General features: G+C 55.0%; 15 protein-coding genes and 1 pseudogene. 10 read left to right on the top strand and 6 right to left on the bottom strand.

Translation table 11 applies throughout. The features are described from left to right. Window positions 1–70: 70 nt before the first annotated feature. Both QVZ43_RS00430 and QVZ43_RS00425 read right to left on the bottom strand, forming a co-directional pair. Window positions 71–688, bottom strand: a complete 618-nt coding sequence (locus QVZ43_RS00430; protein WP_302908437.1) for a hypothetical protein — start codon at window positions 686–688, stop codon at window positions 71–73. 1405 nt (window positions 689–2093) lie between these two features. Next, window positions 2094–3208: pseudogene (locus QVZ43_RS00425) on the bottom strand (IS3 family transposase). A gap of 281 nt (window positions 3209–3489) precedes the next feature. On the opposite strand from QVZ43_RS00425, the gene QVZ43_RS00420 reads away from it, so the two are divergent. The 8 genes from QVZ43_RS00420 to QVZ43_RS00385 all read left to right on the top strand — a co-directional run bounded on the left by QVZ43_RS00420 (window position 3490) and on the right by QVZ43_RS00385 (window position 12277). Beyond that, window positions 3490–3981 carry a papain-like cysteine protease family protein gene (locus QVZ43_RS00420; RefSeq protein WP_302908436.1) on the top strand — a complete coding sequence of 164 codons (492 nt, stop codon included), beginning with the start codon at window positions 3490–3492 and terminating at the stop codon, window positions 3979–3981. Window positions 3982–4291: 310 nt separating this feature from the next. Continuing rightward, window positions 4292–4552: a DUF3427 domain-containing protein gene (locus tag QVZ43_RS00415; protein ID WP_338140888.1), complete on the top strand. Its 261-nt coding sequence runs from the start codon at window positions 4292–4294 to the stop codon at window positions 4550–4552. Between the two features lie 97 nt (window positions 4553–4649). Beyond that, entirely contained in the window at window positions 4650–5972 is a 1323-nt protein-coding gene (locus QVZ43_RS00410) for an NADH:flavin oxidoreductase/NADH oxidase family protein (protein ID WP_302908435.1), read from the top strand. 260 nt (window positions 5973–6232) lie between these two features. Beyond that, window positions 6233–9175, top strand: a complete 2943-nt coding sequence (locus QVZ43_RS00405; RefSeq protein ID WP_302908434.1) for a hypothetical protein — start codon at window positions 6233–6235, stop codon at window positions 9173–9175. Continuing rightward, window positions 9168–10610 (top strand): hypothetical protein, encoded by a 1443-nt coding sequence (locus QVZ43_RS00400; protein ID WP_302908433.1) that lies wholly within the window; start codon window positions 9168–9170, stop codon window positions 10608–10610. The genes QVZ43_RS00405 and QVZ43_RS00400 overlap by 8 nt, the downstream gene beginning before the upstream one ends. Then, entirely contained in the window at window positions 10603–11229 is a 627-nt protein-coding gene (locus tag QVZ43_RS00395) for a condensin complex protein MksE (RefSeq protein WP_302908432.1), read from the top strand. Before QVZ43_RS00400 ends, QVZ43_RS00395 begins: the two co-directional genes overlap by 8 nt. A gap of 75 nt (window positions 11230–11304) precedes the next feature. After that, on the top strand, window positions 11305–11709 hold the full coding sequence (locus QVZ43_RS00390; protein ID WP_223793811.1) for a ParD-like family protein: 405 nt from the start codon (window positions 11305–11307) through the stop codon (window positions 11707–11709). Further along, window positions 11687–12277: an ATPase gene (locus tag QVZ43_RS00385; protein ID WP_302908431.1), complete on the top strand. Its 591-nt coding sequence runs from the start codon at window positions 11687–11689 to the stop codon at window positions 12275–12277. The genes QVZ43_RS00390 and QVZ43_RS00385 overlap by 23 nt, the downstream gene beginning before the upstream one ends. A gap of 71 nt (window positions 12278–12348) precedes the next feature. Here QVZ43_RS00385 and QVZ43_RS00380 read toward each other — a convergent pair whose 3' ends face one another. Next, window positions 12349–14337: a PA domain-containing protein gene (locus QVZ43_RS00380; RefSeq protein WP_302908430.1), complete on the bottom strand. Its 1989-nt coding sequence runs from the start codon at window positions 14335–14337 to the stop codon at window positions 12349–12351. Window positions 14338–14858: 521 nt separating this feature from the next. On the opposite strand from QVZ43_RS00380, the gene QVZ43_RS00375 reads away from it, so the two are divergent. Then, complete coding sequence (locus tag QVZ43_RS00375) at window positions 14859–15680, top strand: alpha/beta fold hydrolase (protein ID WP_302908429.1); 822 nt, start codon at window positions 14859–14861, stop codon at window positions 15678–15680. A 54-nt stretch (window positions 15681–15734) separates the two neighbouring features. Here the strand turns inward: QVZ43_RS00375 and QVZ43_RS00370 are convergent, their stop codons facing one another. Next, window positions 15735–16478, bottom strand: coding sequence for a class I SAM-dependent DNA methyltransferase (locus QVZ43_RS00370; protein ID WP_302908428.1), 744 nt, complete (start codon window positions 16476–16478; stop codon window positions 15735–15737). 178 nt (window positions 16479–16656) lie between these two features. Between QVZ43_RS00370 and QVZ43_RS00365 the strand changes: the two genes are divergently transcribed. Continuing rightward, entirely contained in the window at window positions 16657–18690 is a 2034-nt protein-coding gene (locus QVZ43_RS00365; protein ID WP_302908427.1) for an alkyl/aryl-sulfatase, read from the top strand. A gap of 26 nt (window positions 18691–18716) precedes the next feature. Here the strand turns inward: QVZ43_RS00365 and QVZ43_RS00360 are convergent, their stop codons facing one another. Continuing rightward, window positions 18717–19745 carry a lipase secretion chaperone gene (locus tag QVZ43_RS00360; RefSeq protein WP_302908426.1) on the bottom strand — a complete coding sequence of 343 codons (1029 nt, stop codon included), beginning with the start codon at window positions 19743–19745 and terminating at the stop codon, window positions 18717–18719. Between the two features lie 51 nt (window positions 19746–19796). Next, complete coding sequence (locus tag QVZ43_RS00355) at window positions 19797–20759, bottom strand: lipase family alpha/beta hydrolase (protein WP_302908425.1); 963 nt, start codon at window positions 20757–20759, stop codon at window positions 19797–19799. Window positions 20760–21092 lie beyond the last annotated feature (333 nt).

Here is a 21092-nt window from a genome sequence, read left to right as displayed (position 1 = left end):
CTGGTGTTTCGTATGGGTTACATGTGGCTGAAGTCATTCAATAATCAAAGAATGCATACAACGATATAAGTCAAGCTATATGGAAAGCGACACCGCACATCGGATCTCGTGGGTCGAGTGTGCGAAAGCTATTGCCGGAAATTCGGCCAAGAAGTGCACAATGTCGCGGTTTGAAAACGCCCCAAATTTGATGACCGTGGGAAACAATGATTAATGGTGCCCGTTGGTCGAATCCGGTATCAGTTCCTGACGGCGGTTGGACTGCATCAGACAAATATGGGTGGGTGTGAAACTCTCCAAGCTGGTTTGGCACGTATTCCGCCCTGTAGAAAGACATTGGGCTACCTACATGCTCGGGACCAATTTCGCCTGGGAAAAAAATGATTGCATGGTACTCTCTTCTGTTAACGAAGGATTTTCGTGACATGTTGGCGATGCGTGCTGCAATTCCGGACTGCCGAAGGAAATGAATCATTCGACTTCTGATGGAGCGATTTTTTGCATTGATCTGCTCCGGGAGATAGCGCTCCGTAGCTGAGGCAAATCCTCTTGTCCAATCTACAGGGTGCCTTAGGCGTTGACGAGTGTTTGGATTGAAAACAAGGTCCGGTTTGCCCATTATCGAGGCAAAACTATCTGAATAATCAAATTGTCGCGTCTCGGTGTAACTTGGAATGACTGGTCTCACCAAACTTTTCCTCTCATACAAGCCTAAAACTTTGCTACTCCAAGTCCAGGCTAAGTTGGTTTCATTGGACCTTCATGAGCTCGTGGAAAGACAATGGCCTTTTCACAGCCAAATTGGAATCAAAGTGTTTGAAAAGTGAGCCAATGTCATTGCCGGAATATACCGGTCTGACGATAGTAGTCCCTAATAGGGTTAAACGAGCAGTTCACAGTTGCGAGCAAGCGTGTGAAGGATTGCATTTCGCGACACAAGTCCATTATAAGTAGTTTATATTGGGGCTTGCTATAAAAGACTACGGGGTTGAGTAGTGGCTGAAAAGGAAGACTGTGGCCTTGGCGGAGTGGTGTTATCCCGCTTTCAGATCTAAATATGTTTGTAACCAAAACAGCGTAGAATTCGTCACGAGTGTCGAAGAGCGAAATTACCCTTGGGTCTAAAAGACCTCTCATGCCCCGAACAGCATGGATCAATTCATGCAATAAAACTTCTCTAGGGAGTGTGAATGATGTGTTTGGGCCGGCTGTTGAGCTTCCGGGGGAAAAAAAGCCAGGTGTGTATTCAATTAGCATATCACTGCCGCGCCCGGTTCCCAGTCCATGCAAGTTTCTTGTTTGCAATTGCTGAGCCTGCTGCGCGGGGGTGCCCTGTCCCGAAGGTGGGCTAACCCACTCACCGGTGCGCACGGAGTCTCTTTCAGCGGCACGGTTTTCACTCGGAACAAAACCGATAAAACTTCGTCCCATCGCCTTGGCTAAGGCGTTTACACCTCTTGGGTTTTGGAGTGGGACAATGAGTAGCCGTCTATCGACGCTGTTAAGGACAATTTGCCCTGTGCGTTTTTGTCTGATGAAGTTCAATTGGTATCTAACAGCATCTTGATAGGCCCTAAACGACCAAGGGAGGTCTCGATAGCGAGAACGTGTAGGCCTGCCGCCAATCTCAATATTGCCTATTCGAAGATGATGTTCCATAGCGCAAACCTTTCCACGCTGATCGTTTCGACAATGCATCACCGAAGCGTGGCAAATTGAAGTCCCAAAACTGATTTTACAAATCATCCCCCGCAAATATTGAAAAAGTTTGAACTAAGTAATTCTACCCCTTCGATTAGTAGGACAGACACGACAGTGCCTTTTTACGTTCGATTGAGTCTAGCTCTCAGAGTTGCAATTGCAAACTCAGTTTATCGGTCGGCAACGATAGTTTTGGGCCACGCATTGCTATCGCGGATAAGGGCGGTTAGCGGGATTATGCGAAAAATCCCTCGAATGGTGACAGGAATACTCCGCGAGCTGGAGGCCCGCGGTTTATTTGTCTAGAGACCGGTAATAGGTCTACTGTCCTGCCCCCAGGCTTTATTTATGACCTTGGCCCCGTATTAGGTCCATCCAGAGTTGGAGAAATCCTACTCTAGTTGGTGCTGTTTTCGCCGTGAAACCGCATGTTTCCTGGCGTAGTCAGAGGGTGTGGACCACTCCAATGCGAAATGGGGCCTGACTTGGTTATAGAACGTCCGCCACGCTTCGATTGTCTCCCGGGCGTCGGCCAGTGACAAGAACCAGTTTTCGTTCAGACACTCCTGCCGGAGTCTTCCATTGAAGGATTCTACCGTCGCATTGTCGGCAGGCTTGCCCGGTCGCGAGAAGTCGATTTCGATGTTTCGCTCATAGGCCTAGCGGTCCATGACCTTTCCGGCAAACTCCGAACCGTTGTCGGTCTTGAGAGCTTTAGAATTACCTCGAAACCGTGCAATCGTCGTCAGGGCTTTCTGAACATCGTGGCCCTTCAGGCTCTGTCCAACAACGATGCCAAGGCACTCTCGGGTAAATAGGTCGATGATCGTCAGCAGGCGCAGCCTGCGGCCATCAAAAAGCGCATCCGAGACAAAGTCCATCCCCCAAATGTGATTGGGATGGCTGGCTTGCTGAAATGGCTGACGGTTCTTGGCAGCCTTGTTGCGCCGGGGGCGCTTGAGGCGAAGCGACAATCCCTAGTTCCGATACAGCCGGTAAACCCGTTTGTGGTTATCACGCCAGCCCTATCGTTGGAGTTGGACATGCATGCGCCGGTAGCCGTAATGAAGCCGCGTGAGCGTAATCTCGCGGATCCTCATCGACAAGGCTGATGAATCCCTCGCCACCGATTGGTATCGACACGATGCCCGGGAAAACTACAAGACCGCACACGCCCGGGGGCTCGCTGACCCTATATCGCTTTTGCAGGTCAGGCACCAGTTGGCGTTTACGAGGCGGTGTCAGAGCTTTTTTGCCACTTCGTCCTGAAGCATGGCCTTGTCCAGGCTCAAGTCGGCCACTAGCTTCTTGAGGCGATGATTTTCCTCTTCCACCTGTTGGAGCCGTTTCAGCTCGGACGGACCCAGGCCTCCATACTTCTTGCTCCAGCTGCAGAGCGTGGCATCTGAGACGCACATCTTGCGACAGACCTCTGGGTCCGGGTACCAAGCTCGGCCTGCTTCAGGGCAAAGGCTATCTGCTCTTCGGTATAACGGGATCGCTTCATGGCATGATCTCCTATTCAGGGCTCTATCATGCCGGATTTTTCAGTTTTAGATGGGCCTAAATTCTGGAGTAGGGTCAAGCATAAATAGATAGTGAGTAGTTAGATGTCTGGGGTAGGTTTTAAATTCACTAAAAAGTCCTTCCAATTCACTATGGGCTGAACGGGCCTCTCCTCTCGCCAATTAGCCTACAATCTATCAGTGAATGATTCTGCGGTAGCAGGTCAGAGAATATTAAACGACTTGTTACATTATATCTTTATGAAAACTAGATGGGGTTGACATGTCAACGGAAAAATATGAGGTTTTTGGTATGAGGCTATTGCCCCAGCGTCTCGATATGGCCTGTTGGTATGCTTCAGCAAGAATGTTGTTGAATTGGCGTGAAAGTCAAAGCAGGCAACAAAGCTTAATGAAGGTGCCAGAGCTTGATGCTGAGAGTAAAAAGCTTCGAGAAGCGAACAATGGAATTATTAATCCGCAAATACTGAAGTTAGCTAAGCGGTTAGGTTTGAAAGCTGTGCCTCCGCAGACGCCAACACCACACGCTATCGGGTTATGGCTGAGATCCTATGGACCACTTTGGGTAAATGGGAGAAATCACATTGTTGTTATTGCTGGAATTGACCGCAATAAAGTTAAGGTGTATGACCCTTGGCCTTTAAATGTAGGCAAAGTAGATTGGCGACCACTTGATTCGTGGTATTACAATGGTGCAAGCCCTTCTAGTCCAGACACAAGTGCGAGCGTAAGGGCAGTATTTCTGCATTGTTGACGCAATGAGAGAGAATACTACGATATGCTCGCCAAAAATGCATTTGCACATAACCCAGTGTCTATTTTTCGTGGGCTGGATCGGTCTGGTCTATCTTATTTTTACGTTCGGATCGGTCGACAGAGTATTGTCGCTCTATGAGTCAGTAATTGTGCGCTAGCGTTTCCCTCGCTTTGCTCAGTCTTTTGGGTCGCTCACGCTGATTTTGTCGAAGGTTGGTGAGGAAGAGGTGCTGTCTTAGCAGTGCGACAATAGTCCTCCAAAGGCGTCGCCTAACCAAGAAAAGCTAATTATTTCAGTATTTTAAGAGATCTTCGATCCAATCCATCATTGGATTGATGATCAAACACTTCATTGGCAGAGTCAGAACTCAACAACGCCTCAAAGCAAGTGCGGTCGAGAACTGATTGAACACCAAAAGCTTGGACTCTCAGTGCATCTGTTTGTCCGCGAGAATAAGCTGCGTAATGGTAAAGCGGCACCCTTCACTTATTTTGGGCCTGTCGAATATAAGAGCCATGAAGGGAGCAGTCCAATGAGCGTGATTTTCAGACTTAATCCGGCGGATTAAGGCCTTATGCTTGAGCGTCTTGCTCTTTTAAATGAAGAAAACTCTCAGCTCGCAAATAATTTGAAAATCAACGAACCCAGCTCATCAGGATGATGCCATGCCCCAATCGCCCCTCGCCCAACCACTAAAACTCCCCTGTGGTGCCGTCCTGCCCAACCGTCTTGCCAAGGCCGCTATGACCGAAGGGCTGGCAGACGATCAGCTCCACGCCACTCACCGCCATGAAACCCTCTATGGTTGTTGGTCCGATGGCGGGGCCGGGCTCTTGATTACCGGCAACGTGATGATTGATCACCGGGTGCTGGAACGGCCGGGTAACGTGGCGATTGATCCTGCGCCGGCTGAAGGCGAGCCGGCGGGTATGGCGCAGTTGCGCGCCTGGGCCGAAGCAGGTACCCGCAATGGCAACCATTTGTGGATGCAGATCTCCCACGCCGGTCGGCAGTCGCCGCGTTACGTTACCTCCCGCCCGATGGGGCCTTCGGCGGTGCAGCTATCGCTGATGGGCAACTATGTCCGCCCACGGGCACTCACGGAACCGGAGATCCTCAACTTTATCCAGCGCTTTGCCAATGTGGCCCGGATCGCCAAAGAGGCGGGCTTCACCGGCGTTCAGGTGCATGGGGCTCATGGGTATTTGTTGTCGTCTTTTCTGTCGCCGGTCACCAACCAGCGCACCGATCGGTGGGGTGGGTCGCTGGCGAATCGCGCCCGTTTCTTGCTAGAGGTAGTGCGGGCGACGCGCGCCGCTGTGGGGCCGGAGTTTCCGGTGGCGGTGAAGCTCAATTCCGACGATTTCCGTAAGGGCGGCTTTTCGCTCGATGAGTGCGTGAGCGTGGTTCGCTGGCTCAATGAGGAGGGTATTGATCTTCTGGAGGTTTCTGGCGGCACCTACGAGCAGCCGCGTCTGCTCGGGTACAGCGGTGATGCCGCCACGGCGAGCGATGGGCCGGCCATGCGGGAAAGCACTCGCAAGCGGGAGGCCTACTTCCTGGATTACGCCCAGACAATTCGTGAGGTGTGCGATTGCCCGCTGATGGTGACCGGTGGATTCAGGACGCGCTCGTTTATGGAAGAGGTGGTTGCCAGCGGCGAAACCGACGTGATTGGCCTTGGCCGGCCGCTCTGCACGGATCCAGATACGCCCAGGGATCTTCTTGATGCGCGAATCGAAAAGACGGTTTGCCATGAAGATCACGTCAAGCTTGCCCAGCGGGGTTTTTTCTCGCCCGCCAGTCCGCTGATGCCACTTAAAATAATAAACGTGCTTGGTGGCCAGGCCTGGTACTACCAGCAGATTTTCCGGCTGGCGGATGACCAAGAAGCTGATCCGGACCTGGGTATCCTCAAGGCCATCAGGGCTTACGTGAAGGATGAACTGACCCGGGCCCGAAGGGTGAAGAAGGCCCGACGTCTTTGAAGATCAGAATAGAACCCAATCCTGCATCTTCAGTCGAAAGTCCCCAGCCAGGCACCCGGAAGCGAAAAGGCTCATAGAAGCCAGGTGCGCAAGATTCAGTGGTTCTGCATCGGTAACTGTCTTACCGCGCCTCCGCAAAACCCCGGACACCACCCAGCGGTTTACAAAAGCACTGTCCTTGGCGGAAGATCTGGGTTTTATTTCGCTGGCCCTGGCATTTCGGGCCACTGGCAAGTTTATGGAACAGGAGATGATTCTGGATGACTGACCAACAGGCGGGTCTGAGTACCTTTTCATTTGGCATTCGGCGCCTGGTGCTGGTGGATTCCGCGGGTTTTTGTTACGTGGAGATTCCCGTCGACAACCATGGGTTGATCCTGGGGCCCGGTAACCTGGGCAAATCCAGCCTGCTGAATTCCTTACGCCTGTTCCTGTTGCCGGAAAATAACTTCAAGAACAGCCGCAAGAAGTTCGCGTTTCGCAACGCCAGTGCGGGCAGTTTCTATACCAACGAAGAAAGCTACCAGCATTACTTCCCCAGTCAGTTCAGCTTCCTGATCATGGAGGCGGAAAACCCGGCGGGCACTCACTGCCAGATCCTGTATCGGGACAATGCCAGCCAGCTCAGCTATGGCAGGGCCTTCGTGCCGGTGAGCTACGACCAGATCCGCCCCTTGTTCTGGAATGGCGATACGGACGACGGCATTGGCCAGGCGGTGCCGGAACTGTCGTTCAGCCGGCTTTCTGAAGCGTTGAAGAAACTCTCGAAAGACACCCGGCTGGTGAACGACCCGGCCAAGCTCAAATCCATGCTCTACAGCAGCGATCTGATGCATGCCGATGCGGTGCGCTACTCAGTGCTGCCCCTGGGCGAGTCGGACGAGCGCCGGGTGCAATCCCTGCGTACGTTGATCCTGCTGTTGTTTGAAATGAAAGCGGACGATCAGGCCATGGCCAATGCGGTGGCCAGCATCATCGAGGCGGACAAAAAGTTTGTGGACGATGCCTTCGATTTCAATGTGGATGATTTCCTCAACCGGCATGAGCAACTCAAGCAGCAGCAAAACCAGCTCAACCGGATTGAAAAAGAGCGAGCACGGTTCGACAAGCTCAGCCGGGACTATGACGCTTATCAGGCGCTACTGGGCAGCCAGCAGGATTTCGCGAGCTTTCGGGATGGGCTGGCGAACGCGCTGCAGGATATTGGCGAGCGACGCAAAGCCGCTGTGGAGGCCTGGAACGAGCAGAATGAAATCCTCCGGCATGTGTTGCAGGGCCTGAAACAACTGGAAGGTGAGGCCTCCGCACTGAAGGGCGAGATCCGTTCGGCCGATCGTCGCCTCAAGCAAGCCGAGCGCTACCAGAAAGACGGCGAGCTGCTGGTGTCTCAATACGGCGAGATGACCCTGCAGGAAATCGAGGAAATCCAGAAGGAAGAGCTGGAAAGCAAGCAAGGGCACCTCGCCGCCTTGAAGAGTGCCGCGCAGGCGGAAATCCGTCTGGAGCAGATTGAGCGCAAGAAACAGGCGCTGGTGCAAAAGCGTGATTCGTTGAAGGAACGCGAAAGCAAACAGCAGTGGCAGCTGCAAAACCAGCTGGACGAAGCGACGGCGGCACCACTGCGGGCGGTGGACCAGCGCCTGATGCTGGCCAGCCCCGGTGAGGATCTGGACGCCGACAGCAAGGCCACCATTGAAGCCTTTGCCCGCCTGTTCAAGCCCACGGATAGCGGCTTCGACTGGTTTGATGCGGAATACCCCGGCCAGCCGGCCCGCCAGACCAATTTTGCCGATCAGTATCAGCACATTGAAGGTGAACTGAATGGCCTGGAGAAGGAGCGTTCCGAGCTGGCGGACACAGCCCATAAGGAGCACGACCGCCCGGTGCTGATCGAGCGCACGGAGAAAGAAATCCGCGCCATCGAAAAAGACCTGGATACTCTGAGCCGTTACCCCGCTGCTGCGACGACCCTGAGGGACGCGACTGAGGAAAAGGAAGCCGCCGAAGAGCAACTGGCGAAACTGGAAGAGAAGGCCCGGCTGGAGCACGACGCCCAGGATGCGGTGCAGCAAAAGGTGGCGCGGGCGAAGGCCGAGAAAGACCGAATCGAAGAGCGGGAGCGGGAACTGGCCAACCTCAGCCGGAGTGTTGGTACGGTGGAGCACCGGTTCCCGTTCCTGAAAACGGTGGAATCGGATCAGCCACTGGAGATCGAACAGGTGTCCGTCGCAGCCTTTGACGACGTGCAAAAGCAGTTGGACGATCTGGAAGAGCATCGTCGCAACATCCTCGATCACCTGCGTCAGTTCGTGTATCTGGGCGTTCACGAAGATGCCGAGGGCGAGCTGCAGAAAGACAGCCCGGCGCCGTCGGTCATCCGTGAATCCTTCAAAAGCCTGTCGGACCTGTTTGCCGGCATGGCCGAGCGCTGGCGGGTGCTGGAGGAGCAGATTGCCATCCACAACGAAACCGTAGCCAGTTACCGACAGGCCCTGAAATCGAACCACGAACACATCGCCCGTTTTGAGGCACAGCTCAATCGGGAGCTGGACGGCGTTCAGATCAACGACCTCGTCGAGATCCGGGTGGACATTCACACCGACCCGAAATTCCGCAATCTGGTGGAAGAAGCCAACAATATTGACCCCTATGGCAACCAGCTTCAGTCGGACGCGTTCTACGATCGCCTGCGGGTGTTCGTGGCGGACTTCTTCGGCGAACAGGGGGGCAGCAAACGCCTGACCATGGATAAGGTGATCACAGGTATTTCCTACCGCACCCGCAAGGCCAGCGCCACCAGCCTGGACAAAAAAGGCCAGTCCACCTCCACCACCGCACTGATTAACCTGGAGCTGGTGTACCGGCTGCTCAAGCGGGTGCTGTACCCGGGCGTGGAGCTGTCCTTCCCCATGGTCCTGGACGAACTGGCCAGCGTGGATATCAGCCAGATGCCATCGCTGCTGGAGCGTTTGGGCAAACAGGGCTTCAATCTGTTCTCTGCGGCCACCCACAGCGCCAGTGCGGAAGTGATTTACCTGATCGGTCGCCACCTGGAAGTGGGGCAGATGCGCACTGGTCGTCCCTACAGCCCGCAACGTACCCTGGTGTTCTGGGGAGGTGCGGAAGGCTTTACCAGCGGCGAACCCCTGAGCCACTGGGCAGACCAGACTCAGAACAGCCTGCTGGAGCCGGTGGATGAGTAAGCGCTTCAGTACGCTGGACACCACGCGCCTGCTGTTCGATCACCCGAAGATGCTGTTTCGGCTGATCGAACGCATGGACCGCAATGAGGCCCGGTACATCCTCGAAAGCGATCTGGTTACCGAGGTGATGGACTACACCCGAAGCCTCGGCAAGGCCGACCGGGATCGGGTGCGGCTGGCCATGAATACCGAGAACCTGTTCCGCAGCGGCCTGATTATCGACATCATCAAGGCCGAAGGCGAACGCCGACTGGTGTTCCAGGACGCCCTGATCAACCTGATGCGGGCCTGTAACGCGTCGCTGTACCAGGAACTGACCGATGCCCGCCTGCGGGGCCACCTGGTGACCCTGCGGGATGTTCGGGATCGGCTGGAAGTCAGCAGCTTCAGTGATGCTGATCTGGACTACACCGAACTTCGGGACGACCTGAACGAGCGGGTTAGTCAGCTTATCGGCCTGTTGCGCCAGAATGTGCTGCGCATGCAGACCATCAGCGCCCAGCTGGCGGACCTGTCCGGCGATGCCAGCCGGGAACCCGAGAAATACCTGGAGTTCCGGCACAACCTGTTTGAGCAGATCGTCACCCTGTACGAACGCCATATCAAACCGACTCTGGTGTTCCTGAACCCGGACACACGCCTGCCGGATGGCAGCAACCTGTTCGAAACCCTGGAGGCCATGGTGCGGCTGCTGGAAAGCCACGACGACCACGGGCTGGCAGATCAGCTGTTCCGCTCGGCCATCAGCCTGAACGCCCTGTACAAACCCATTCAGGCGGTGGCCCAGGAAGTCGAACATTTCCTTCGCAAAACCCGCCGGGGCATGGCCCAGTACAACGCCATGGAGCATTTCTACGGCAAACTACGGGAACTCAAAGGAGAAACCGAAACCCTCAGCCTGCGCCGCAAGTGGCTGGAAGGTGGAGAGTTTGCCCACAGCACCGGATTTCTGGTGGGTCTGCGCGCCCAGCAGCGGCCCAAAAATTATGCTTTTGGCAACTCGTCCAGCTACTACCAGCTGATGTTCAGCGAACTGGAATTGCGCCTGAGCGACCTTCGCCGCAAGTCCGAAGCACCGGTATTGCAGGAAGTGGAGGGCAGTGGCCGCCACGCCCGTATCGATGTGAAGCGCATCAACCAGCTTTATCAGTGGCTGGACTCCCTGGATCTCCGGCCTACCAACGATCTGGTTCGGGAACTGCATGGTCGCCTGGATGGATTTATTCCGGGCTATCGATTCCCGGATCTGCTCTCCGCCCTGAACCGGCTGGTCAATTCACCACCGGAGGGGATGCGGGTGATGACCAGCAACCGCTTCAGAGCTTTGGAACAGCCCGAGAGCAATGAACAGTTTGTGTATCGCAAACGCCGCCTGGAAAACGATACCCGGGATGCTGAACATTCGGATTTAGAACAAGAGAAACGCCATGCCTGATTTTTCTGACGTGACGGAAACCAACGAAGCCGTTCAAAACACCGGGCCCGACAGCCACTTCGACCAGATCCTTCCGGCCCAAAGCGCCGCCATTTACCGGGAGTTCCAGGCGGGCCGTGTGATCGTGAGAGATGTGTGGGACAAGAATCGTTCCGAGCTGAGGGCCAATCCGCTCTACAACTTGCTGTTTAACCACTTATCGCACTTCCGGACCTTTTACGAGCACCTTGGAAGCGAGTTGGTGTTTAACGAAGCCGGCGATTTTTTCTTCCTCAAAGAAAGCAGCGACGAGGAAGGTGAGGAACACGATGAGAACGCCTTCCGTGTACAGGTGGTGCTGCTGTTGATCGGCCGCTACTTCGCCCGAAGTGGCCGGGATCTGGATTATCTGGGTCGCTCTGACGCAGGCCTGAACGAGCAGGACTTCAACGTCATGGCCGGTGATGAGGAGTACCAGGACATTCTCAGGGCTGCGCGGTTCGAGAAGGGGCTGCCAGAGGCCCTGGACTACCTGGACAAGCGCAACCTGCTGTTCCGTTCCGGCCCGAACCGCTGGTTCCTCAGTTCCGCGGGGCTGTTTTTCTTGAATGAGCTGGTGAGGGAGTATGAGAAGGGGTAGTTGGTTGCTGCATTTTGCTACATTTGATGCAATTTACTACACTGGGTGATGTTCCCATAAACCGAGGTATCGGCCATGTCCTCTCCCATCCGACTCGACCCGAAGCTTTTGCAGGATGCAGCAGCCGTTGGCAAAGTGGCGCGCCGGTCCACGCCGCAGCAAATCCAGTATTGGGCGGAAATCGGGCAGATGGTGGCTGATTCGCTGTCCCAGGAAGATTTGGTAGCCCTCAGTCAGGGCTTGCTGACGGTGAAGCTGGAGCGCAAGGACGTTCAGCCACCGTCCACCGATACGGTGCTGGCGGATGTAGCACAGCTTAGCGAATCAGGTGCGCTGACCCGGCAACTGACGGCTTCCGGCCCTGTTTACCAGGCTTCTGCCAGCCATCCCGGCTATCTGGAGCAGGTGCAACCCAATGGGCACGTAGTCGTTGGCTATTTTGAGAATGGAGTCTTTGTTGCAAAGGACGACGCCGCCTGAACTCTGGGTGCTGGTTGGTGGGAATGGCTCGGGTAAGTCCACCTTCTACCGATCGTTTCTCGCCAAACACGGCCTCCCTCTGATCAATGCTGATCTGATCGCTGCCCGTTTCTTCCCGGACAATCCGGAGGCGAACAGCTATCAGGCGGCCTTGCTCGCTGCGCGGGAACGGGATCGGGTGCTCGCCAGTGGCCAGTCCTTCTGCTACGAAACCGTGTTCTCCCATCCCTCGAAGATCGACTTCATCGCCAGGGCAAAAGCCCTTGGCTACATGATCAAAGTGTTTGCCTTCCATGTTTCGGGCACCGAACTGAACCTGGCCCGCATCAGCCAGCGCATCCGCGAAGGGGGCCATTCGGTTCCCGAAGATAAGGTTCGTACCCGCATTCCCCGCACCCTTGGTCATATTCAGAAAGTCGTCCCCTTGTGCGACGAGCTGTTCCTGTTCGACAACTCCAGCGCTGAACGCCCCTATCAGTTGGTGGCGGCGTATCGGGAGCATCGTTGGGATCGGGAGGTGTCGGCGGCGCCAGCATGGGCGAGGCCAATTATCGAGCGCGAGGGATAGGGTCGAGAGCGAGGGTTGCTGTCAGGTGGGAATAACCCGGGCAGCATTCGCCACCCGGGTATCGTCACAGTTTAAGGCGTTACTGGCCCATTGCAGTAGAGGACATCGGTGGCGTCTTCACAGGACCACTGGAAGATCCACAGTCCGGTGTTGCGGTCGGTACCGAGAATGTACTGCTCACCATCAATTTCGGTCACGTGAACACCCCAGAAGTTGGAACCGGCTGCCTCGCCGTATTCCTCGCCAGCGATGAAACGTCCGACTTCATGCATGTTCCAGGAAACCACGCCTTCGCCATTGCTGTTGCTGTGCAGGTGGCCCGGGCGCCATTCGACCGCGCGCATGCCCAGGGAGTACCAGCTGATGAACGTACGATCCGGGTTGGTTGGGTCAATCTCCAGGTTGTGCATGGTCAAGTCGCCAGCGCCGGCAGCCAGTGCCGGGTTGGTGACTTCCGCCGGAGCGTAGTAGCCCATTTCACCCAGGTAATCCACGGTCACCGTGTCGCCGCCCATGCCGAGGGGTACGGTCACCCGGGTTGAGGTGTTATTCAGGGTATGGAGATAACCCCAGCCATCAAACACGGCCCCCAGAGTGGCGAACTGACCCAGCGTATCGGCGGCGGGCAGATCCGGATTCGTGCCTCCGGGGCACTGTTCAGGATCGTAACCGTCGATGCCAAGGATCGCAAAGCCCGAGGAGCGTGGCACGAACAACGCAGGGATGCCGGCTTCAACCAGCATTGAAACTGAGGCGTCACAGTTGCCGGGCGCGTCAGAGTTAAAGACGACGACTGCGTCGTATCCCGCAGCCTCTGCGGTTTGGGCTTTCAGGCTAAAGGTACATCCGCCCCGTTCAACAAGAGCAATGCCCGCACCCACGTCCGCAGCGGGTGTCAGCGACCCACCACAGGCCTGGCCTACAAATGCTGTCTGAGCTTCCAGAACCTCAATGTCGGCACCTGGGCCGATCTGCGGTACATCGCTGCCCTGGCTGGCTGGGTATGAGTCAGAACCGGTAATGACTGCGGTGAAAAGTGAATCAAAGTCTTCGTCGCCGGCAAAAATCTTATCAAAGTTCGGGCCACCAAAGACGGCCGCATGAGCATTTCCCTCCGGTGGCGAGATTCCGTGCACGGGATCAGGATCGGGATAGGTGGAATCGCCGAGAAATACCGGGTTGTAAGGGTCATTTACGTCCAGTGTGATAAAACCCGCATCCCAGTATGGCAGTACGGCCTGCCAGTTTTCGCCGGGGCCCGGGTCCATGTCATTCACCCAAACGTCGTGGAGCAACGGAGCGGCGAAGGTACCCATGAATAACTGTTCGTCATTGGCAATCTCAGGGTTTGTGTCCAGCCAGGTCCCGATGCCGGTAGTGGTGATCAGCTTGGGCGACTGGGGCTTGGTCATGTCAACGATATGCAGGTCGTTTATGTTGACATCGTCAACAACCAGCAGGTAGGTCTCGCCGTTGGCTGTGGTCCACGGAAAGGTATTGTGGACCGGGAAATCCAGAAAATTCTGTTTGATTGCGTGAGGCCTGGCTGGGTTGGTGACGTCCCAGAGCGAGATGCCGGACTGGCCCAGTTGTTTGCTGCTGTTGCCGTTGAGAGGGCCACAGGGTTCGAGCGTAAAGATCAGCACATCCCGGTCGCCCACTGGCGTGACTTTGACGTCGTTCACCCGGGTTTGCGGTGGTGACTTGATCATGCCGATCTTCACCGGGTTGGACGGATCGCGGATGTCTGAAATAAACACGCCGGAACGGTCGCACGTCGGCTCCTCGAATGTACCGACGTAAGCGTATCCGTCATGGGCCCAGACATCGGTATAAAGCCCGCTGGAAATCCCGGCGAGTGTGTCGCGGCCGATTACGGTGAAACCGTAGTTGACGTTGGCAGGCACATGCCCGTCGGGCAGGGGGGTATCGTGAAGCAAGTGCTTATTGTCTGCTTTATCACCGTCGGCAACGTGCTGCTCGTCGGCTAGCGCATGGGTCGTTAATGTTGCGGAAAGAGCGATCACAGGTAGTGAGCGCCAGACATACGTTCTAAGCATGTAGCAATTCCTTTTGTTGGAGCTGTCATCCCTGATTTTGTGTAGCCTTCTTTGGAATCAGTGAAATGACAATTCCGTTGTTGTAATTGTTTGGCCAAGCATTCGGTATTACTCCTCACTCCAATACCTGAGATAAAGATAGCAGGGATGCCAGCACGCAATAATTAAATATAAGTGCTTGGAGAGGCGGGAATAGCCGGGCCGTGAACGGGGGCTCAAAAGACTTCTCGGTGGCTCTGGCATTCCATCGTTTTCTGCCGAACAGTCACCAGTTTTCAGGTTTCTCTGTTGCATTCCCCGACCATGCTGCTTTTCTAGAGATAAGGGAATTGGCCCTGGCGTTGATTCCTTTATTCCGCAGTATCTCTTTATCCCTTGCATTAATCGGAAAGCCCCGATTTTTCGGCCTTCTGACATTCGATCTCTGATACCTGTTCCAGAGTCTGGCGGTTGGCGGGTATTAGCGTTGTGTTCGGATAATCAATAAAAAATAAATCGTTCAACGAAGGGGAAATACAGACGTGAAGCAACAACACAAGCTCAGAATGGTTGTTTTAATAGTCGCTATGCTGGCGAGTGCGTTCAGTCGCGCCGAGTCGGCAAACGTGAATGGCATCAATTTATATTACGAAGACGTTGGCTGGGGTAAACCACTCATCCTGCTACATGGCGGTTTCGGCGATTCAGACATGTGGGATCCCCACACTCTGTCACTTTTGTTTCGTTATCGGGTCATCAAAATCGATAGCCGGGGGCACGGTCGCTCAACCGATGGCAGTGGTCCCATAACCTACCAACTGATGGCCGCAGATGTGCTGGCCTTGATGAATAAATTGAGAATTAAGAACGCACACTTCGCAGGGTGGAGCGATGGTGCTGTTATCGCCGCTGATATTGCTGCTCACCATCCGCACAAGGTCGATCAACTTATTTTGTTTGGTGCGGCTTTCGGCGGAAATGTTTATAACCCCGTATTTCAGTCTCTGTTGAACAGCGAGCATCTGTTCAAGGATTTCATTGATCTGACCTACCGGGCTGCATACGAAGTAAAAAATCCAGAACCGCAATGGACGGTCTTTCAGGACAAAATGTATGACCTGTGGACTACGCCCTGTTATCTGGAAAGTATGAATCCAGATAACTGCCTGGAACCGCTTGGCAGCATCAATTCGCCCACGTTAGTGGTGGTCGGAGAGGACGAAATAATCAGTTTTGCCCACACCCAGGACGTGGTGAACGCGATTCCCGGCGCGACCCTGGAAGTCGTCCCGCTAGCCGGTCATTTCTTCCCTGAAAAACAGCCGTTGAGGACGACGGCCATTATTAAGGGATTTTTGGACTGATTCGGATGTCGGCCGGCGGCCTTATTGGTCGTCGGCACTTGACAGAGCATCCACTCAGGTTTTCACGCAAACAAACAGCGCATTGCCCGAATTCCCATCCCACGGAACGATCCGCTCATAGTCATGTTCGAAGACATGCACCTCGAAGTAGGGAGCCAGCAGCTCTCTGAAATCCCCAAAACTCAAGGCAACCATGGCGTGTTCGTCCTGCCACGATTGAGTCACCCCGCCTGTCGTTCTTTGGATACTGAGTTTCAGCGATTGCCGGTCGCCTGAGCCCTCGTAATGCCAACCGGACCGGAAGACAAATGTGCTGTCGTTATGGGTGGTGCTGTGGCCGACAAAGCGGGTGTTGTCGATCCTGGTTTTGTCGACCGCATTGAAGCAGAAAACACCGTCTCGGCTCAGCGCGTTCTGGACGCTTCGAATACAGGCTTTTAGCCCTTCCAATCCATCACTGTAATGGACCGAGTACAGGAAACAGGTAATCAGGTCGAACGGCTGATCGAAGTGAAAGTTGCTCATGTCCTGTCGGGCAAACAGGGCTTCCGGACAGCGCTGAAGGGCCAGATCCAGCATGGGCTGGTTGATGTCCAATCCATGACAGGTATAGCCCAAATCGATAAAGCGGCGAATATGAGGGCCAGTTCCGCAGGCAAGATCAAGGTGGCGGGTGCCTGCGTTACCGAACAGCTTGTTGAGTCTGTTTACGCTGATGCTTTGGGCCTGGTAATCGATATCTGCACACATCAGGTCGTAGTAGCCCGACAAGTCGGTGTATAAGGCATTCGTAGACATGGGTACCTGGCGCGACAAGCGGACAAATTGTGAAGGTGGCGTATCGTATAGCAACGGATCGGTCGCGGGAAGCTGGCATACGCAGTTCTGCTATCTGTTACGTCGCCTTTCGCCGCCCCGTGAGGATCGGTAGACTGTTCGGCTTATTGCTAATAAAAACAAGCAAGTTGGAACCTCCATGCGCCAATTTCACCGTTTTTTCGTCATCCCTGTTTTAAGCATCACACTGGCAATATCAGGTTGCGATTCCAGCCCTGATAACGCCACCGAAGTCAGCGCATCAGGGCACACTCCGCCTACGGCTTCGACTCGCAAGGCAAACGAGCAGGTTCTTGACCTGCGCCCATTTGGTAATCGTGATGATTTTGAGAATGCCCGCCGGGGTTTAATCGCGCAGGAGCCAGAGCTTCTGATTCACCACCAGAATGGCGGTGAAGTCTGGAACATGTCCGACTATGCCTTTGTAGATAGTGACGGTGAGAACGCGCCCGGTTCGGTGAATCCAAGCCTTTGGCGCCAGGCGGCATTGAACAACATTCATGGGCTCTTTGAGGTCACTGAAGGGATTTATCAGATCCGGGGATACGACCTGGCCAATATGTCCATTATTGCAGGTGAGACTGGCTGGATTCTGGTAGACCCGTTAACTGCAAAAGAAACCACCGACAGAGCCTTTCAGTTCATCCGTGAACATCTGGGCGAAAAGCCGGTTCGCGCAATTCTGTTCACACACAGTCACATTGACCACTTTGGTGGCGTTCAGGGCATTCTCCAGCATCTGTCGGAAGATGAGTTGGCCACGCTCAGGATCATTGCGCCTGCCGGGTTTGAAGAGGAAGCGACCAGCGAAAACATCATCGCCGGACCATCGATGAGTCGCCGCGCCATGTTCATGTACGGCAAACGTCTTGAGCGTGGGGAACGTGGGCATGTTGGTACAGGGCTGGGCAAGTCGCCGGCATTTGGTACCTTCGGGTTTGCAGCTCCGACGGACCTGATTCGGGAGACTGGTACGGAGCTGACCGTTGATGGTGTCCCCATGCAGTTCCAGGTGGTATCCGGTTCCGAGGCGCCTGCTGAGTTTACGTTCTACCTGCCTGAACAGAACGCTTTTTGTGGAGCAGAGCTGGTCAGTCGGAACATGCATAACCTGTATACCCTTCGAGGCGCCAAGGTTCGTGATGCCCGGATCTGGAGTGGGTTTATCGAGGAGGCACGAACCCGCTTTTCCGATGCCGACGTGTACTTTGGCAGCCACCACTGGCCAACGTGGGGGCAGGATAATATTGACGATTTCCTGATTAAGCAGCGGGATACCTACAAGTTCATCCACGACCAGACGGTTCGGTTGATGAACCAGGGCAAGACGCCTAACGAGATTGCCGAACAGCTGCGTCTACCTCCCTCGTTGAATGAGGACTTCCACAACCAGGGCTACTACGGCACGGTTTCTCACAACGCGAAAGCGGTGTATCAGAATTATATGGGGTGGTTCACCGCCAACCCATCCCGTCTCAATCCATTGCCTGAGCCGGATGTGGCCAGGCGTTACATCGAAATGATGGGCGGAGCTGAGGCTGTTCTGGAAAAAGCCCGGCAACAGTTTGCTTCAGCGGCTGAGATGGACGCGGCCGATGGTCGGGACACATACCGCTGGTTGGCGGAGCTGCTCAATCACCTGGTGTTTGCTGCTCCGGATAACGGCGAGGCCAGGGAACTCTTGGCGAAGGTTTATGACCAGTTGGGGTATCAGGCTGAGTCTGCTCCCTGGCGGGATTTTTATCTCTCTGGAGCTTTCGAGCTTCGCCACGGCGCCCCCGAAGAAGGGCTGAATCCCGCGATGATGAGGGAAGTCCTGATACACACCCCGGTGTCGAATTTCTTTGAAAGCATGGCGGTAAACCTGAATGCAGAAGAGGCGGAAGGCGAGCATTTAACGATCAAAGTGACCTTCACCGATCTTGAGCAGAGCTACCTGCTGACCCTGCAGAATTCGGTGCTGCATAACCGACCAGTAGATGCCGGCACACCGGCGGATGCCGGTTTGAGCGTTACGCGACCGATGTTTGTCGACATACTGGTCGGCAACGCAGGCCTTAAGGAGCTGTTATTCAGTGAGGAGATCAGTTTTGAGGGAAGCAAGCTGGATCTGATGCGGTTCTTCAGCCTGTTAGACAAACCAGAGGGGCGATTCAATATCGTCACACCGTGAACGGTTACTGGCACTGTGCTCCTTTGCTATAGCTCGGGAGCCAGCGCCTGAACCCGCAGCCGTTCAGTGCCGGAAAAGTCCCGCTCGATAATCTGGGCGATGGCTCTTGCCTCAGCGTTTTCCGGCAGTCCCCGATTCAGGATTTGTGCCTTTTGTTCGGAGAATTCTTGCAAGCGTCTTTTCCAGCCTGCCCGTTGCTTATCCAGTTCCGCCAGGTTGGCAGCGGCGTCATCGCCCAGCGCCTGTGCCCGTGCCTGATAGACTTCTGCCGCGCTCGCGCCTTCTTCCCTGAGTGATTTCACCTGCTCGTAGACATCGGCATGCCTCGTGGTGCGCTGGCGGAGTTCCCGAATTTCTTCCGGTAATGTTTGATCGAGAGCGGCGAGTGCCTGCTGTTTTGCTTCGTGACTGAGGTTCTCATTATGGGAAACCGAGAGGTATTCGAGCGTATATCGGTCCTGAACCTCTTCCAGTTTGAAGAACGCCTCGGCTTCAGCCGGCTCGAAGTGGTTGCTTCTCAATGCCAGAAGCTGTTGCTGCCGGTAACGCAGGACTTCCAGGTTAAAGCCCTCGTGCGTTAGCGACGGCTGACTGTTTTCAGCCAGTTCGCCAGCGGCAAGCCGATATTGAATATATCGATCCAGCAGGTCGCGAGCCTGCTCGAGCGCTCGCTCATGGCCTGCCAATTGAGTGGAAAGAGCTTGCTCCAGCCAACCCAGAACTTGTTCCTGGGGATGCTCGTCCAAAGCGGACAGGTACATGTCGAAAAGCTGTCGAAGGTCCGGGGTGGGTACCAGGTTGCCATCGCTATCAACGACGAGGGTTACGAAGCTGAGTGTTTCCGCCAATTCGTCGGGCAGTGAAGGCAAGTCCTCGGAAGGTAACTCTGTTTCAGGCGCTTCCGCGACCGGTGAAACTGCCGAATAACGTTCCGAATCTTGTTGTACGGGATTTGACAGTACATTGTCTGCGTTGCCTGGCGGCAGGGTTAGCCAGCCACCAATGAACAGGGTCAGAGCAAACAGCGATACGAGCAGGGCAATCTGTTTTTTCATGGTTCAATCCCTGCCCCGTGCGCCCTGAACGAACGCACGGGGTCACTTACCTTACAGTCCGGCTTTCTTGAGTCGTTTTGCGTGGTTTTTGAACAGCGCTGTCGGGCGGGTCTCAAGCAGGGATACCAAACCAAACACGTGGTTGTTCACGTCGATATGGTTCATGCGGTAATTGTCCTTGATGACCTTACCGAAGTGGCTTGAGCAACGGGGGGTAATGCCGTCACTGGGTCCGGGAACCGCCAGGCTGGTGGTGGTGAACAGTGCATCGGACAGGTCAATGCCGGTGGTGAACGGCGAGGTTCCGCTCCATGAATACAGGCGGATGGTCCGACCATTGATCGTGACTCGGGAGGGGCCTTCGCCGCATTCGGTGGTGGGAACACCGGCGGGGAATTGGCGGTTGAATGCAGCCGTTCCTGCCTTGTTGAATTCGCCCAGCATGGCGTAGATGTCTGAGTCGTCCCGTTTGTTGTTGGACAACAGATTGACGAGGTCCCCCACCGCATTGGCAAACACCTCAAACGCCACACCGCGGAGGGTGCTCTCGGGCACGACACCGGTGACCAGGTCAGCAACGGGAGAGCCCTTGTGGGGGGAGTGCAGAGTGGTTACTGAGGCAACCAGATCCGGCCTCACATTCATCACATAACGTGCAGTCACGCCGCCCTGACTGTGGCCTATCAGGTTGAACTTGCCGATGCGTCCGCCGGAGGCCGCGCGGATTTCGTCAAGCTGTTCAATCAGACTTTCTCCGCGCATGGCGGAGCTGTCGAAGGCGTTCACTTTGGGCACGAATACGGTGGCACCTTCGGATTCAAGAACGGCGGGAATCCGATACCAGTAATCAATACCGGCAATGGTGTCGAAAGCGAAAATACCGGGGATCAGAACGATGGGGTGCTTGGTTTTCGCCTCGTTCCGGTCGAACCATGAACTGAAGAAACCGGCCTGTGCCGGCAAGGTGGTACAGAGACAGACGGCCGCCAGGGCCGCGAGGAAGAGCGTTCTCATGTCTTTCCCTTGTTATTGATGTTGTTATGGCTGCTGATGCAACTTACTGTGATTGTTCTTATTACTGCAGGATGGCTACAGCGGGGCTGGGAAGGCCCAGAATCCATCTTCAGGCCATACCTTAGGGGAGGTCTTTTCCGGGGACTTGTAAGAATTGATACCTTTGTCCCAAAACGCGCTCCGGGACACGAAATGGCCTTGGTGGCAGGTGGCGATCAGGCCATCTTTACGTAGAATCGATCACACTGATCAAAACAACAAAAATGCCCGGCCGCTGTCCAGGTCTGGACATACCGCCACCTGATGCTCCACTTCATGGCGTGATCCGGGTTT

Source organism: Marinobacter suaedae, assembly GCF_030519635.1.
Classification (GTDB): Bacteria; Pseudomonadota; Gammaproteobacteria; order Pseudomonadales; family Oleiphilaceae; genus Marinobacter; species Marinobacter suaedae.
The sequence above is the reverse complement of the archived record's forward strand: the minus strand, read 5'-3'. Positions and strand labels throughout refer to the sequence as shown.